General features: G+C 37.1%; 12 protein-coding genes, 4 pseudogenes and 2 other annotated features. Of the genes and pseudogenes, 10 read left to right on the forward strand and 6 right to left on the reverse strand.

All coding sequences use genetic code 11. The annotated features are described in order from the left end of the window. Positions 1 to 731 precede the first annotated feature (731 nt). On the forward strand, positions 732 to 2,894 hold the full coding sequence (locus tag H0S58_RS06270) for a TonB-dependent siderophore receptor (protein WP_195727465.1): 2,163 nt from the start codon (positions 732 to 734) through the stop codon (positions 2,892 to 2,894). Between the two features lie 47 nt (positions 2,895 to 2,941). Here the strand turns inward: H0S58_RS06270 and H0S58_RS06275 are convergent. Beyond that, positions 2,942 to 4,175: pseudogene (locus H0S58_RS06275) on the reverse strand (IS3 family transposase). Further along, positions 3,784 to 3,900: a sequence feature (AL1L pseudoknot), on the reverse strand. It overlaps the preceding pseudogene by 117 nt. 301 nt (positions 4,176 to 4,476) lie before the next feature. Further along, positions 4,477 to 4,587, reverse strand: a complete 111-nt coding sequence (locus H0S58_RS13790) for a hypothetical protein (RefSeq protein ID WP_092721025.1) — start codon at positions 4,585 to 4,587, stop codon at positions 4,477 to 4,479. Positions 4,588 to 4,830: 243 nt separating this feature from the next. Between H0S58_RS13790 and H0S58_RS13900 the strand changes: the two genes are divergently transcribed. After that, positions 4,831 to 5,289: a transposase family protein gene (locus H0S58_RS13900; RefSeq protein WP_265088218.1), complete on the forward strand. Its 459-nt coding sequence runs from the start codon at positions 4,831 to 4,833 to the stop codon at positions 5,287 to 5,289. Beyond that, positions 5,237 to 5,707, forward strand: a complete 471-nt coding sequence (locus tag H0S58_RS13905; RefSeq protein ID WP_265088219.1) for a transposase family protein — start codon at positions 5,237 to 5,239, stop codon at positions 5,705 to 5,707. The genes H0S58_RS13900 and H0S58_RS13905 overlap by 53 nt, the downstream gene beginning before the upstream one ends. Before the next feature lies 1 nt (position 5,708). Here the strand turns inward: H0S58_RS13905 and H0S58_RS06285 are convergent, their stop codons facing one another. Beyond that, complete coding sequence (locus H0S58_RS06285; protein WP_195727466.1) at positions 5,709 to 7,133, reverse strand: PLP-dependent aminotransferase family protein; 1,425 nt, start codon at positions 7,131 to 7,133, stop codon at positions 5,709 to 5,711. Between the two features lie 386 nt (positions 7,134 to 7,519). Between H0S58_RS06285 and H0S58_RS06290 the strand changes: the two genes are divergently transcribed. Together H0S58_RS06290 and H0S58_RS06295 are read left to right on the forward strand one after the other, a co-directional pair. Then, entirely contained in the window at positions 7,520 to 8,335 is an 816-nt protein-coding gene (locus tag H0S58_RS06290) for a hypothetical protein (RefSeq protein WP_195727467.1), read from the forward strand. A gap of 690 nt (positions 8,336 to 9,025) precedes the next feature. Then, positions 9,026 to 9,244: pseudogene (locus H0S58_RS06295) on the forward strand (sulfatase-like hydrolase/transferase); the annotation flags it as partial. Here H0S58_RS06295 and H0S58_RS06300 read toward each other — a convergent pair. After that, positions 9,190 to 9,987 carry a sulfatase-like hydrolase/transferase gene (locus H0S58_RS06300; protein WP_413784418.1) on the reverse strand — a complete coding sequence of 266 codons (798 nt, stop codon included), beginning with the start codon at positions 9,985 to 9,987 and terminating at the stop codon, positions 9,190 to 9,192. The pseudogene H0S58_RS06295 and the gene H0S58_RS06300 overlap by 55 nt on opposite strands. Before the next feature lie 100 nt (positions 9,988 to 10,087). Between H0S58_RS06300 and H0S58_RS06305 the strand changes: the two genes are divergently transcribed. From H0S58_RS06305 to H0S58_RS06325, 5 genes are all read left to right on the forward strand, one after another. Continuing rightward, the gene (locus H0S58_RS06305; protein WP_195727468.1) at positions 10,088 to 10,693 is read left to right on the forward strand and encodes a sulfatase/phosphatase domain-containing protein; all 606 of its coding nucleotides are present in this window, start codon (positions 10,088 to 10,090) and stop codon (positions 10,691 to 10,693) included. 77 nt (positions 10,694 to 10,770) lie between these two features. Then, positions 10,771 to 11,772, forward strand: a complete 1,002-nt coding sequence (locus H0S58_RS06310; RefSeq protein WP_195727469.1) for an SUMF1/EgtB/PvdO family nonheme iron enzyme — start codon at positions 10,771 to 10,773, stop codon at positions 11,770 to 11,772. Between the two features lie 354 nt (positions 11,773 to 12,126). Beyond that, positions 12,127 to 13,119, forward strand: a complete 993-nt coding sequence (locus tag H0S58_RS06315) for a DUF1852 domain-containing protein (RefSeq protein WP_092721010.1) — start codon at positions 12,127 to 12,129, stop codon at positions 13,117 to 13,119. A gap of 24 nt (positions 13,120 to 13,143) precedes the next feature. After that, on the forward strand, positions 13,144 to 14,172 hold the full coding sequence (locus H0S58_RS06320) for a methionine synthase (RefSeq protein WP_195727572.1): 1,029 nt from the start codon (positions 13,144 to 13,146) through the stop codon (positions 14,170 to 14,172). A gap of 197 nt (positions 14,173 to 14,369) precedes the next feature. Beyond that, positions 14,370 to 14,861 carry a flavin reductase gene (locus tag H0S58_RS06325; protein WP_195727470.1) on the forward strand — a complete coding sequence of 164 codons (492 nt, stop codon included), beginning with the start codon at positions 14,370 to 14,372 and terminating at the stop codon, positions 14,859 to 14,861. Between the two features lie 287 nt (positions 14,862 to 15,148). On the opposite strand, the pseudogene H0S58_RS06330 reads toward H0S58_RS06325, so the two are convergent. Beyond that, positions 15,149 to 15,364: pseudogene (locus tag H0S58_RS06330) on the reverse strand (IclR family transcriptional regulator C-terminal domain-containing protein); the annotation flags it as partial. A 42-nt stretch (positions 15,365 to 15,406) separates the two neighbouring features. Further along, a pseudogene (locus H0S58_RS06335) lies at positions 15,407 to 16,640 on the reverse strand (IS3 family transposase). Next, positions 16,249 to 16,365: a sequence feature (AL1L pseudoknot), on the reverse strand. (Overlaps the previous pseudogene by 117 nt.) Positions 16,641 to 16,757 lie beyond the last annotated feature (117 nt).

The following is a 16,757-nucleotide window of genomic DNA, read 5'->3' on the forward strand; positions in this document are numbered from 1 at the left end:
CAGCTGAAATATCAAGCTTGCTGTCAAAATTTGCACCAAAGAGTTTCCAAGCCAAATGAGATTTGAAGCAATTGCATGTCAGCTCAAGAGGACTTTAAGTAGAGTGTAGATATCAAGCTGGCTCAGCAGCAGCCTTAATTCATATTGTGGATGTATAAAAATATTCTTGATTTAAGAAATATAGAGATAAAAAAACCCTGACATCCTGTCAGGGTTTTTCATATTTGATGCCTTAGGTATAACTCCTGTCGTACCTCATATTCCTTATGCTGATTCTATTATTGTTATTGGCGGAACATCCTGTTCTCTATATCCCTATAATAAGAAAGAAACACGAAATGGTATACCCGCAACATACCTAAATTCTTGTAAGCTTTAACGTACAAAATTAATAAAAAATTATCCCTAATCTTATCCGCAGAAATTGGGGATAAATTAAGACATAAATCAATTGATAATAATCAATTAAATTTTATTTTGGTTGAAAAGTGATCAATAAATCAGGAATTCTTTTTAAATTGATCTCAATGAATTTAACGTATTACTGTATTAAAAATTGACATAATTCTATAGCGCTAATACCTAATTTCTGATTTGAGCTTGAGGGAGAAGTTCAGTGCAAATTTTTTGAGATATATTTTAGTAATACTTGTTCAATCTGAGAAAATTGTGAATACTCATGCTCGCATAATTCAAGCTATAAAATTATCTTTTGGGGTTAGGAACTTACTGTGAAAAAGTATCCATTTTCATTTTCTCGTTTGCAAAAAGCATTGCTGGCCGTTGGTTCATTTTCATGTTTGGGGTTAAGTGCAGAAATGGCACATGCTGAGAGTGAAAGTAATACAGCGCAACTTGCCACAATTACAGTGACTGCTCAAACCGCAGAAACTGCTTACTATCAACCACAAGTGAATTTATCAGGTTTTATTCAGCAAAATATTGCTGAAATCCCTGCATCTATTAACACTGTTACTGCTGAACTGATAGCAGATCAACATGCGAAAACATTAAGCGATGTGGTAAAGAACGATGCGTCTGTTGGTGATGGCTATGCACCTATTGGTTACTATGCAAACTTTGTGATGCGTGGATTTAGCTTAAATGCGGGATCAAGTTATTTACTAAACGGTAATTTGCTACGCGGTGAGCAAAATATAGCGCTTGAAAATAAAGAGCAAGTTGAAATACTAAAAGGCATGAGTGCGATTCAAAGTGGAATGTCTACACCGGGCGGAGTAGTGAACTATGTGAGCAAACGCCCCAAAGATGCCCAATCTTTAACCCTTGAAGCAGACAGTCATGGCGGCAGCAGTTTGGCGACTGACCTTGGTGGATGGCTTGGAGACAATCAACAGTTTGGATATCGTGTGAATGCAGCTTATGAAGACATTCACCCGTATGTTGAACATGCTGATGGCAAGCGTTTGTTTGGTTCATTGGCTTTAGACTGGAAAGTTTCAGATCGTTCAAAACTTGAATTTGATCTTGAATCACAGCATCAAAAACAGCGTTCGGTACCAGGTTATCAGCTACTTGGTGGTGAAACTGTACCGACAGGAGTGGAATGGGATCGTTTGCTGGGCTATCAAAGCTGGAGCAAACCAATCACCAATGAAAGTCTAAATACGAGTCTGAAATATAGCTATCAAATCAATGATAACTGGAGCAGCAATCTGTCTGCTTCACAAAGTCGTGTGGTCGTAGATGATTATTCAGCCTTTGCCTACACCTTTGACACTGATGGTAACTATGACATTTATGATTTCCGCAGCCCAGATGACAGTTATCTATCCAATCAATTTAAAACAGGTTTAAACGGAAAATTCAGCACTGGAGCATGGCAACAAAACCTGAGTTTAGAGTTGTCACATGCCTACAAACGCCATACTCAGTATGATGCAATCAATGAATGGATAGGTTCAGGAAATATTAATAATGATCCTATTACCTATACGCCTACGGATAAAGCCTTAGGTAATCATTACAAATCATTGGATAGTCAACAAACAGCCCTCAACGTGTTGGATCAAATCGAATTTAATGATGCATGGTCAGTTTTGGTGGGCGGTAAGCTTTTACATTTAAATGAAAGTGCCTATTCTGCGGATGGCAACAGTATTCGCGACACCGACTTCAATCGCTTCTTGCCACAGCTTGCATTGATGTATCAGCCTTGGCAGAACACTCATCTGTATGCTTCTTATGCCAAAGGAATCAGTGACGGCAGTCAAGCACCGTGGTCTGCCTATGGTAATCCGGATAAAGGCATTGTAGGTAATGCCTTTGAAACATTAGCACCTAGACATTCAAGTCAATATGAGTTGGGGCTTAAACAGCAGTGGCAAACGCTATTGTTTACTGCAGCTTTGTTTGACTTAAAACAAGACCATCAATATACAAATTTAGACAATTACTATGTCACCGATGGTGAACAGTATAATCTTGGTTTGGAATTGGGACTGCAAGGTCAAATGACTCAAAATATTGATATGACATCGACTTTGGCACTGATCCGTTCACGTTTGGAAGATATACAGGTAGATGCTTATAAAGGCCATCAAACTCAAAATGTACCGACGGTTCGTTTTGCCAGTCATGTGTCTTATCAAATGCCTCAAGTCGAAGGTTTACGTTTACTTGCAGGTATGCAATACAGCAGCAGCAAATACGCCAATAAATCTGGCACTGTAAAAGTATCAGGCTATACCGTATTCGATGCAGGTGCAGCCTATAACTTCCGAGCCTATGGTAATGAGAATACAGTTCGAGTCAACGTTGATAACGTATTCAATAAAAAATACTGGCGTGATGTAGGTAGTTTCTTTGGTGATGACTATTTATTCCTTGGCGCACCACGTACCGCACAATTAGCATGGAGCATGAATTTCTAATTGAACAGTGAACCGTACCGGGTTTGTCGGAGACTTTTTTATTTAAGTTAGGCCACCTGACCTAACGGGTTAATCTTATCATAGTACATTGCTTCAAACTCAAAAGGCGATACATAACCCAGTGCACTGTGTACACGCTTTTTATTGAACCAATCTACCCAGTTTAGTGTCGCAAGTTGTACATCTGCTAAACCTTGCCAATCTGCTTTTAGATATTCAATCACCTCTGTTTTGTATAAGCCATTCATCGTTTCAGCCAAAGCATTATCGTATGAATCACCAGTCGTACCGACTGATGCTCGTAAATTTGCTGCTTCTAAACGATTGGTATAGCGAATGGAAAGATATTGCACACCTCTGTCACTATGATGAATCACGTTCTTTGGCATGCCTCGATCATGCAATGCTTGCTCCAGTGCATCGAGCACCATGTTTGTATTCATACGTGTTGATACTTTCCATCCAACAATTGCTCGTGAGAACACATCAATAATAAAGGCGGTATAGACCCAGCCTGAATTTGTTTGAATATACGTGAAGTCACTGACCTGAGAAGCACTGCTTCGCAAGGGTCAGGCTGATCAGCACTAAAATTGCGTTTCACCAAGTCATCTGCTCGTTTTTGATCATCTCGGCTACGGGTAGTTTGTTTATTCTTACCACGCCAAACACCTTGTATACCTAGTTTTTGCATCAATCGAGCAACTGTACAGCGCGCAATAATATAGCCTTCACGTTTCAGTTTTTGCCAAACTTTACGTACACCATATCGACCTGAACTTTCCTTCCAAATTCGTTTAATTTGTTCAGCATGATGCAAGTCATGTAAATCTCGTTTCGCTCGATGTTCTGGATTGTCCGCGAGATCTAAAGTCCGGTAATAGGTTGAAGGTGCGATCGGTAAAATTCTACAAATCGCCTCGACTCCGTACAGCTCTTTATTATTATGGATAAAATCCACCATTATTTGTGTGGGCGGTCGAGCTCCGCCTGGGCGAAAAAAGCTGCTGCTTTGCGTAAAATTTCATTGGCATGCTTTAATTCTTTGATTTCACGTTCCATTTGCTTCATTTTTTCTTGATCAGATATCTGTTGTACTTTGACAGGATTTTGTTGATCTAAATATTTCTGATACCAAATACGAAGTGTTTCAGGCGTACAACCAATCTTAGGTGCAATAGCTGTGATTGCGGCCCAATTCGATGGATAATCTTTTTCGGATTCAATCAATAATTGAACCGCTCTTTCTCTGATTTCAGGGGTATATTTTAATTTTGTCATCGGGATAGTCTCTCAGAATATTGACTCTCCGACAAACCCGGTACGGTTCACAGTGTGTTAAAAATAAAAGTTGTCTGCTTATTTGATGCAGATAACTTTTATTTTTAAATATTTCAATGCTTTAAGCTATTTTTATAAATTAAAATTAGATGAGATAATCACTCACTTTTATATTTAAAAGCATTCCCGTAGTGGTCAAGCAATATATAGATATGGGGGAGGAGGCCATAATTCATCTAATCGCCATATCAAGATGTAGAGTGTCCATCAAAACTTTGACTTTGATTGCTCTCTATCCTTCTTATAAAAAATATTCCCAAATAATATAGCCTAAACCAAAGCCAAGAAATGCATAAATGGTGATGATAAAAAACACAAAAAGAGCATTATTTTTTCTTTTTAACGCTTTCATGTAAAAATCTCTACTGTATCTTTAAGATGAAATAATTATCTAATGTTTAGATTTAAACATGTAGATACAAAAAATGATTAAAAAAATATAACAGATTTATGTGTTTTAATTCATCTGTTATAGTTGTAAGTACAAATACAATAACATGCATACAAATTTTGAGAATGAATTAAGACTTTAAAATGGTAAAAAGTATAAATGACTATCTAAGATGATTATTAGACCTCTTTCATAAATCAAAAAATGATCTTCTTTTTGGTTGATATTTGCACTCCGGATTTCTTAGCATTCGTGCATAATCTGCGGATGAAATACATCGATTCAAACAAGCTTTCTGATCCTCAGTTCAAGCGATACACTGGCATCTCATGGTCAACCTTCTATTTAATGGTTGAGCAATTGAAGAAACTTGTTCCTACTAAAGGCAGACCGCCCAAGTTAAGCCTGGAAGACCAGATTCTGCTCTGTCTAAGCTATTGGCGGGAATACCGAACCTTATTTCACGTTGCAACGAGTTACGGGGTTTCAGAGCCCACAGCCTCAAGAATTGTCCGTCATGTTGAAGACTGCCTGATTCAGTCCAATCTTTTTAATTTACCCAAAGATTTACCCGAGGGCGAAGGCATAGACTGGAATGTTGTGATCGTGGATGCCACAGAAATCCCAATACAAAGGCCTAAAAAAACAGAAGAAAAGCTATAGCGGCAAGAAAAAGACCCATACCTTCAAAGTACAGGCCATGATTCACTACAAGACTCAGCAAATACTGAGTTTATGTACCAGTCGCGGTGCTGTACATGATTTCGAGCTATTTAAAAGAAACATAAAGCTGATTCCTTCAGAAGCCTTTGTTCTTGCAGATAAAGGCTATCAGGGTATTTATGCTCTGCATCCGAATAGTCTGTTACCTTTAAAAGCCAAAAGACGTTGTAAATTGGATCCTGAACTAAAAATCTATAATCAGGAAATCAATAAAAGAAGAATAGGAATTGAGCATGTATTTGGCAGGCTTAAAACCTTCAAAATCTTTGCTGAGCGTTATCGAAATAGAGGTAAAAGACTCGGTTTGAGATTCAATTTAATTGCTGGAATCTATAACTTGGAGCTGAGTAAAAAATGATTTATGAAAGAGGTCTATTATTGATAGCATTATAAATACACTCAACGACATGAGATAAAGCTGATTCAATCCGATCATTAAAGTCAAAAGAACAATTGATACGTAAAAAATTATTTTGTTTCGCAAAGTTTGCATTGAATAAAATGCTGGGTGCAATACTAATATTTCGATCTAATAATGCCTGATAAATATGTGTACTATTGATATATTCGGGTAGTTCAATCCATAAGAAATAACCCGCTGGATAATATTCAACTTCACAACCCTTAGGTAAATTTTCTTTAAGATATTGATAAAATTGTTTTTTATTTCGTTGTAAAGACACGCGTAAGTTTTTTAAATGTTTCTCATAATGGCGGTGTGATAAATATTCAACTAATGCATTTTGAATAAATGGATTGACCGATAGCGTACTCATCAATTGAATATGTTGAATATGTTCAGAAAATTTCCCCGCATAGACCCAACCAATACGAAAGCCTGCGCCTAATGTTTTAGAGAAGGAAGAGCAATGTAGAACCAAATTTTGCTGATCAAAGTATTTCATTGATAAAGGTTTTTTCTGATCATAATACAGTTCTTCGTAAACATCATCTTCAATCAAATGAATTTCATGCTGATGAAGCAACTTTGCCAATTGAAATTTAATTTCATCCTTGACTGTAAAACCAATAGGGTTATGACAATTCAGCATGAGTAGGCAGACTTTAATGGGATATTTTTGAATGGCTTGTTCAAAGGCGTTCAGATCAATTCCGTGTTCGGGATGTGTTGGAATAGTGATCACTTTCAAACCTAAACGTTCTGCTGCTTGCCAAGCACCATAAAAAATCGTTTGTTGTAATAAAATATAATCACCTGTTTTTGTCATCGCCTGTAAGGACAAGTTCAAGGCATCCAATCCACCCGAGGTAATAACAATGTCTGATGGGTCCGTTTGAATTCCTTGCATACAATAGCGTTGAGCAATCAATTTACGTAAAGCAAAATTACCGGGTGGTAGGCTAGGGGTTTGTTCATAGCTCAGTCTATGACGAGCAAGTTGTCCCAAAGTCTGAATCAATTTTGGTGAGTAGAGTAATTGGCTATTCGGAAAAGCGGTTCCGAAAGGAATGAGATGATCGGGTTGGATAGATTTTAAATATTGAAATACAGTCGAGTTAATTTCAATCTTGGGATTTAGTGTGACATTTTGATTTTGTTCATTATTTGAAAGTTCTTGTGCGACGACAAAATAACCAGACTTCTCTTTTGAATAAATGAGTCCCTGTGCTTCAAGTTCTTGATATGCATTCATGACAGTAATCAAACTCAAACCTGATTGTTCTGCTTGATGGCGTAAGGAAGGCAATTTTTCATTGGCTTTCCAAGTTCCATTTTCAATTAGCAGTTTCAGGCTGTTCGCAAGTTTTTCAGATTTATACATAAAAATTCAGTTCATCATAATGTAAGCAGAATATAGATAGATCAAGCTATTCATATTCTTTTATCATAGTTCCCTCCTATAGCAAGTCAACTCAGTCCAATCCTCTTTTTTCTATTCAAATATCGTGAGGTAATTCCAAAGCCAAGGAGAGTGGACAAAGCAAAAAGAGAGAAAATATAACAGTGATGTAAATGCTATTTTCATCTGTTATATTTTATCTTGTGATTTTTGTAGCTATACTTTTCTTTTGCATCCTACCAAAATCTTTCTGCTCTATTGAGCCATTATTTTTTATTGAAGATGTCTGTATCTAATATGATGCTACATATTGATTAAAAAGGTGAGTAGCTCGATGAACCTGTAGATTTAAGCTAAAGGGTGATGCAATGTGTGTGACAGAGAAATTAAATACACTCTTAGAACTTATAGAAATACAGGTTATTTCTGAACAATTGAAGCATAAATTGCAGCAGCAATATGTCAATTTAGAAGCAACCTTATTACGTGCCAAAGTTTTACGTGAATTTTCAAAGTTGAAAGTTCACTATATTATTCAATCTGAAATTCAAGCACAGCAAGCAAGTTTGGCCTTTCTTTTTTCACCTTTTATTTTAGCGAACCTCAATAAAACAGTTATTTATAATACACCAGCATCCTTACCTGTTCTGAATATTTTGAATAAGTACTATCCGCTTGAACAAAAGCAAAACGTGAAAATAGATGATGTTTTGAACACTTTAAATATTTATTTAGATCTCAGTTTCACTGAATTAGAAGAAACTGATTTCTTATATTTTTCGATGATTAAAGCCCTGTGTAGAGCAGATATTTCAAGTATTTTTGTCATTACAAATTTGAAAATTGATCCTGCAAAAAAAGAGGAATTAGAAACATTTTTTAAAGTGAATATCTACTTGATTAATACACAACATCATCAAAAAATGATCGATAGTGATGCGCTGAATATTCGTAAATTATTATTTAAAAACAAAGATGCAGAATACACTAAGTTGTGTGAAGAGTTTTCAGTCATCAATGCTGAATTACTTCAGTATTGTGATAGTTATAATAAGCATCAATCCATCCATTTAATTGAAGATATGTTCTATTCTGAACATATTTATGAAAAATTATCTGTTTATGCTGAATATATGCAAACCTGTTTACAACATCAAAAGTCTGTATTTAGACCGCATTTTTAGCTGTATGAATAACAGTAAATGGTCTGAGATATTCTGAAGGGTGCTGTTCTTAAATTTTGCTAAAATTTTATTGGAAATTTAATAAATTCAGAACATCTATAATTCACTTCATAAAAATTTCATTTATAGAAAAATAATATTGAATCATTTTAAGCATTCTTAAGATCGAAATCTAAAGGTGATTTCTTTTGCCTAACCAACTCTCTGATAAGTACAATGTTCATTAACTATGTATGTTCATCATGCCTACTTGCATTTTTTGCATACAAATGTAGTGAGTGAACGACGATAGCGTTCATTTTAATTACACCGAAAACACCCAAGAACTCAATAGAACTCAATAGAACTCAATAGAACAATTAAAACACGTAATCAAAAACATCCTGTCCATTTAAATGAACAGTAAATCATGAATAAGTGGATAGGGATTTCTATACTGAATATTACACATGATGGTTAAACTAGAATTGCTAAATAAGTATTTTCTCATGCTTCAATTGTGCATAGAAAAAAATTTATTAACTGAATTATTGTTGAATTAAAGGTGTTTGATCTTAATTTGAAATAGCCACTAAAACGGCTATACAGCATGATTTAGGTAAATATCTGTGGTTTATATAACCGAATATAAGATTTATCGTAAAAAAGGAATATTTTATGATGAAAAAATTAATGTGGGCTTTAATTCCCATGACATTAACAACGGTAGCATGGTCTGCTACGGCTAAACAGCCTAACGTGCTACTCATTGTAGCAGATGATTTAGGGTATTCGGATATTGCGCCTTTTGGCGGAGAGATTTCCACTCCAAATTTAACTAAGCTAGCAAAAAGTGGGACAATCATGTCTGATTTTCATGCTGGTCCAACCTGTTCAGTCACACGATCTATGCTATTAACCGGTAATGATTCAGGTGTTGAGGATTCTGCTCCATTATCGGACATAAACATGACAATCGTATTGTCTAACTCGCCCGATTTTTCTAATTGATCCAATATTCGTCCGACATTATGATCCAAATTATCAATCATAGCCGCATAAACCTGCATGGTTTTGGTTTGTTCCGCTTTTTGTGCAGGTGTTAATTTATCCCATGAAGGTAATTTATCCGCAAAAGGATTATTTGCTTTGGTATTTTTTGGAATAAGACCAAGTTCAATTTGTTTGTTTAAACGCTTTTGACGAATAGCATCATAGCCATCCTGATAAGCGCCTTTGTATTTATTCAGATATGCATCAGGGGCTTGTAAAGGCCAATGAGGTGCTGTGTAAGCGACATAAGCGAAGAAAGGTTGATCTTTTTTTCGATCATCTTTTAAATAAGATAAAATCTTATCAGTATAAAAGTCTGTTGAATAAAAATCTTTAGGTAGCTTAGCAACTTGACCGTCTTCTTTATATTTTGCAGGATAGCCCTGAAAGAGTCCCTGATCTTTAAAATGATCTGCACCACCTGGAACTAAAACAAAGGAGCGATCAAAACCTCTAGCATTGGGTAAACTATCATCACTTCCACCTAAATGCCATTTCCCTGCAATATAAGTACGGTATCCATTATTTTTTAATATTTCAGGTAAAGTCATGACCTGTTTATTGAGTTTACCCTCATAACCCACTTTACCCATTTGCTCTGGTTGTAAATACTCAGCCATCGTTCCTAAACCAGCTTGATGGTTATCATTAGGCACAAAAGATCACACTGATGGTATTCGTAAGTGGGTTGATGAAACTTTTGATAATAGTATTGAAAATATGGGTAAAACAAATTCCTATATAGCACTCGGTCCACAATGGGCGCAGGTTTCCTCTACACCGTATCCATATTTTAAAAGTTATTTAGCGAATGGCGGAATTCACGTTCCAGCAATTATTAAATATCCAAATTCGAAACAAAAGAATGATATTAATCATAATTTTATGAGTGCAATGGATTTTACCCCGACTATTTTGGATATCACCAAAATTAAACGTCCTGAAACCAACGATGGTCATAAATTATTGGCTCTAGAAGGTCGTTCATTCCTACCAACATTGAAAGGTAAAAAACAGGCTGAACGTGGAATTGGTTGGGAATTTAATACACGACGTGCATACTATAAGGGGGATTGGGCTATTCAGATGCAAGCTCCACCTTATGGAACTGGTCAATGGGAACTTTACAATCGCAAAAATGATCCAATTTTGATCAATAATCTAGCAGATAAAGAAGTTGGAAAAACCGCGCAGCTTGCAAAAGAGTGGGATCAATATGCTCAACATGTAGGTGTGGTGAACGCACCTGTTCGCTATAAATATGGTCAGATGAACTGTTTTTATAATACGTGCATACAGCCCGACTTTTTAAAGAATCCCAACTAATCTAAATTTATCGGGTATATGTTAAATTTTGAGTTTAATGTATACCCACTAACGGATTTAATATGACAGGAAGTCAGATGAAAAATATCTCTCTTGCTCTTTCGTTCAGCCTACTACAGGTTGCATGCTCACAACATACTTCGAATCCTCAGGAAGATGTAAACCCAGTGATTAAATTAGGTAATTTGGAAGCTTGTAAAAGTTATTCGGGATTACCTAAAGGTTGGTTGGAAAGTGAAACTTCGGGTATGGTTTCAATCCAAGGCGGCAGTTTTAATATAGGCAACAATCATGCCTATCCTGAAGAAAAATCAATCTCAAATTCTCAGCGTAAAGTCGATGATTTCTATATTGATACCACTGAAGTCACCAATGCCCAATTCCAATCTTTTGTCGATGCTACAGGTTATGTCACGGAGGCCGAAAAGCAGGGCGAAGCCGCTGTATTTATTCAGCCAGATCAGACTGTTAATGATTTGGGGTGGTGGAGGCTAGAAAAAGGAATCTCATGGAAATATCCTTGGGGCAAGCAAGCAAAAAGAAAGATTTTACCAAATGAACCCGTTCGATTAACTACACTGAAAGATGCCGTTGCATACGCAGATTGGTTAGGTCGAGAAATACCGACTGAAGAGCAATGGGAGTATGCTGCAAAATCCTTTACCAAAGAAGAAGATGTTGCGGCCGAACATCAGGGAAAGCATGTTAACGCCAATGTGTGGCAAGGCAATTTCCCTTATCAAAATGAGGTTCAGGATGGTTTTCCTGATGTTGCTCCAGTCGGTTGTTTTGAAGCCAATCCTTATGGTTTATACGATATGATCGGTAACGTTTGGGAATATACGCGAAGTCCATTTTCTGGAAATCATGATGATCACATGGGCAATCATGCACAAATCAAAACAGAGTTCTCCAATATAGCCAATAATTACACCATCAAAGGTGGTTCTTATCTTTGTGCCGATAATTATTGTGCTCGATATCGCGCCAGCGCCAGACAATCGCAGGAAGCGAATTTGGCCATCAGTCATGTAGGATTTCGAACCATCAAAAATAAAAATGCTGTAAACCAGAAATAATCTATTCCAAAAACTCGATAGATTTTAATATTTTCATACCTGTTTTATAGTTTACTGAAACATATTTTTATTCATCTCTTGAGTTTCTTGAGTCTAAAAACAAAAAAGTCACTCCTATCAATATATGACTGACTTTTTTATATTGAGTTTTTAGTGTCAATAGAAAAATTCTTGCTTCGTTCACCATCAAAAACGGTCTACTTTTAATGCTTATTTAATAAACAAAAGAACAAACATGAATTTTACTCATCTTGGTGTTAGATAAAATCATTTTTATTCATGTAATGTTTCAGGTATAAATTACTGCATAAAGAAGTTCAGGTTTTATCTAAGAAATTAGGGTAGCAGATCACCATGAGTAAAGAATTTACATGTTCGATTAAGAGCATCAGTTTCGATGAAAACTATAGCCCTTCAGACAATACCCGTCTTACGACCAATTTTGCGAATTTGGCGAGAGGAGAGAGTCGCCAAGAGAACTTGCGCAAAACTTTAAAAATGATGAACAATCGCTTCAATAGCTTGGCACATTGGGATAATCCTAAAGCAGATCGTTATTCTATCGAACTTGAAATTATTTCCGTTGATATTGATATTGAGGGCAACGGTGAAAACTTTCCAGCGATTGAAATATTGAAAACCAATATTGTGGATCACAAAAATAATCAACGCCTTGCAGGCATGGTCGGAAATAGTTTTTCTTCATATGTACGTGACTATGATTTTAGTGTGGTATTGCCCGAGCATAATAAAAATCAAACCAAATTGAGTACCCCAGAAAATTTTGGCGATTTACACGGTAAGCTGTTTCAATATTTTGTAAATTCAGAGGCATACAAGGCAAAATTTAATAAAGCACCTGTCATTTGTCTTAGTGTTTCAAGCAGTAAGACTTATCATCGCACTGCAAATCAGCATCCTGTTTTGGGTGTTGAGTACCAACAAAATGAATTTTCGCCGACAGATCAATATTTCGCGAAAATGGGTTTAACTGTTCGTTATTTCATGCCTGCAAACAGTGTTGCACCTTTAGCATTTTATTTTAGCGGTGATTTGGTCGATGATTACACCGATCTTGAGCTGATCAGTGCGATTAGCACGATGGAAACATTCCAAAAGATCTACCGTCCTGAAATTTACAATGCCAATTCAGCGGCAGGTCTAGTGTATCAACCAAGTTTGAAATACCAAGATTATTCATTGACTCAAATTGTTTATGACCGTGAAGAACGTAGCCAATTGGCAGTTAAGCAAGGCAAATTTACTGAAGAGCAGTTCATCAAACCGTACCAAGAAATTCTTGCGCAATGGGCTAAGAGCTACACCGCCAAACAAAATGCTGCTTAATTAACCGAAATATAGAAGATTATGATGAAAATATTATTACCGACTTCAACTGCTGGTAGCTTACCAAAACCGTCTTGGCTTGCAGAACCAGAGAAACTTTGGTCACCTTGGAAGTTAGAAGGTGAGCAACTGATTGAAGCCAAACAAGATGCTTTGCGTTTATCATTGCAACAACAAGTACATGCAGGAATTAATATTGTCAGTGATGGCGAACAAACTCGCCAACATTTTGTCACCACGTTTATTGAGCACCTTGATGGTGTTGATTTTGAGAAACGTGAGACTGTTCGAATTCGTAATCGTTATGACGCCAGTGTCCCGACAGTCGTTGGTGCTGTGAGTCGCCAAAAGCCAGTTTTTGTAGAAGATGCTAAGTTTTTACGTAGCCAAACCGATCAGCCAATTAAATGGGCACTGCCTGGTCCGATGACCATGATCGATACCTTGTATGATAATCATTACAAAAGCCGCGAAAAACTTGCTTGGGAGTTTGCCAAAATTCTCAATCAAGAAGCAAGAGAATTAGAAGCTGCAGGTGTCGATATCATTCAGTTTGATGAACCTGCTTTTAATGTATTCTTTGATGAAGTGAACGATTGGGGTGTTGCGACTCTAGAGCGGGCACTTGAAGGCCTGAAATGTGAGACAGCTGTTCATATCTGCTATGGCTACGGTATTAAAGCCAATACAGATTGGAAAAAGACATTGGGCTCAGAATGGCGCCAATATGAAGAAGCTTTCCCTAAGCTACAACAATCTAAAATCGATATTATTTCACTTGAATGTCAAAACTCTCGTGTACCCATGGATCTGATTGAACTTATTCGCGGTAAAAAAGTCATGGTTGGGGCTATTGATGTCGCAACCAATACGATTGAAACACCAGAGGAAGTCGCGAATACTTTGCGAAAAGCACTTCAGTTTGTCGATGCAGATAAACTCTATCCTTCGACCAACTGTGGCATGGCCCCTTTATCCCGCCAAGTCGCAAGAGGCAAGCTGAATGCTTTAAGTGCAGGTGCAGAAATTATTCGTAAAGAACTCACAACATAGAAATTAGCTTTAGTGTGAGATGTAAAGGGTTACCTGTTTGTTGAATTTATTATTTATGATCGAACTGGTAGTCCTTACATCAATGCCGACGCAGTGCAAGTAATCGCAGAACTCATTTAAACCATCTCTCTACGTTATGAAATCATAAGATAGAGCTCAATACGAAAAAAGCTACGGTTCAATTTAGGAACAAAGTGATGATTGAAGCAACAGACTTTAGAAATGCGATGTCTTTTTTAACAAGTGCAGTCAATGTTGTGACCACGGTAGGTGCATCAGGTCGTCACGGATTTACTGCGTCTGCTGTGTGTAGTGTCACTGACACCCCTCCAACATTATTGGTCTGCATGAATAAAGCCTCTAGCTCACATGCACACTTTATTGAAAATAAAATTTTAACAGTGAATGTGCTGGCTGCTCATCATGAGCATCTGTCTAAAGCATTTTCGTCTAAAATTAGTTCAGACGAACGCTTTAAGCATGCCACATGGACACAATTAGAAACTGGCGCACCTGTTTTAAAAGATGCTTTGGTCAGTTTCGATTGTGAGATTGAGCAAATTCAGGAAGTCGGAACGCACACTATTTTAATGTGTCGTGCTGTTGCAATTCAACGCAGCGAGCATGAACATGGTCTTGCTTACTTTAATCGTGCTTATCATGCTGTAGGTGAGATAGAAACTGCTTAAATTTTATATTTAAATGTTCATAAGTCAGGTCATAGAATTAATCATTCAGTTCTGAGTTATTTTGACGATTATAATAGTCAATCTATAAATATGAATAATGTGAACGACTCAGATTTTTGGCTCAATTGAGAGAGCGTTCAGTATTCACTCTAGAATTTCCTTCAACGTATACATGAGAAATAATTCGGTGTGGTGCTTAACCATCTTTATTTCAATTGCTCAATTCAGTCAATGCATCAAATTACTGACTTAAGATAGCTCCACGAGAGTAGTTCATATACTATTTTTTAAATTAAGCTACGAAGTTCATTGGCTGTCTGACGCAATAACGGCAATACCTGTTGAATCAAATATTCTTCGCTTGTGAGGTTGGTTTGGGACATGCAGTTTAGAGCACCAATCACTTGTCCTTTTGTATTTAATACGGGTACAGCCAGTGCAATAATCCCTAGTTCGTGTTCTTCTTTTGATAAACAAGCATCTGATAAAGCAATCGTTTTGAGTTGTGAACCGTACCGGGTTTGTCGGAGACTTTTTTATTTAAGTTAGGCCACCTGACCTAACGGGTTAATCTTATCATAGTACATTGCTTCAAACTCAAAAGGCGATACATAACCCAGTGCACTGTGTACACGCTTTTTATTGAACCAATCTACCCAGTTTAGTGTCGCAAGTTGTACATCTGCTAAACCTTGCCAATCTGCTTTTAAATATTCAATCACCTCTGTTTTGTATAAGCCATTCACCGTTTCAGCCAAAGCATTATCGTATGAGTCACCCGTTGTACCGACTGAAGCTCGTAAATTTGCTGCTTCTAAACGATTGGTATAACGAATGGAAAGATATTGCACGCCTCTGTCACTATGATGAATCACGTTCTTTGGCATGCCTCGATCATGCAATGCTTGCTCTAATGCATCGAGCACCATATCTGTATTCATTCGTGTAGATACTTTCCATCCAACAATGGCTCGTGAGAACACATCAATAATAAAGGCGGTATAGACCCAGCCTGAATTTGTTTGAATATACGTAAAGTCACTGACCTGAGAAGCACTGCTTCGCAAGGGTCAGGTCGATCAGCACTAAAATTGCGTTTCACCAAGTCATCTGCTCGTTTTTGATCATCTCGGCTACGGGTGGTTTGTTTATTCTTACCACGCCAAACACCTTGTATACCTAGTTTTTGCATCAATCGAGCAACTGTACAGCGCGCAATAATATAGCCTTCACGTTTCAGTTTTTGCCAAACTTTACGTACACCATATCGACCTGAACTTTCCTTCCAAATTCGTTTAATTTGTTCAGCATGATGCAAGTCATGTAAATCTCGTTTCGCTCGATGTTCTAGATTGTCCGCGAGATCTAAAGTCCGGTAATAGGTTGAAGGTGCGATCGGTAAAATTCTACAAATCGCCTCGACTCCGTACAGCTCTTTATTATTATGGATAAAATCCACCATTATTTGTGTGGGCGGTCGAGCTCCGCCTGGGCGAAAAAAGCGGCTGCTTTACGTAGAATCTCATTGGCGCGTTGCAGTTCTTTATTTTCGCGTTCAAGTTGTTTAATGCGTTCTTGGTCTGAAAGCTGCTGTACTTTGATTGGATTCTGTTGATTCAAATACTTCTGATGCCAGGAACGTAGTGTTTCAGGAGTACAGCCAATCTTAGGTGCAATTGCTGTGATTGCAGCCCAATTCGATGGATAATCTTTTTCAGATTCAATCAATAATTGAATCGCTCTTTCTCTGATTTCAGGGGTATATTTTGGTTTTGTCATTGGGACATTCTCTCAAGAAAGTTGGTCTCCGACAAACCCGGTACGGTTCAACATGTATAACTAAGTAGCGCATCCGAGACATCAGATATGACGGTGCATACTGAATAGTGCTACTTT

It is taken from the genome of Acinetobacter sp. TTH0-4 (assembly GCF_015602665.1).
GTDB lineage: Bacteria > Pseudomonadota > Gammaproteobacteria > Pseudomonadales > Moraxellaceae > Acinetobacter > Acinetobacter albensis.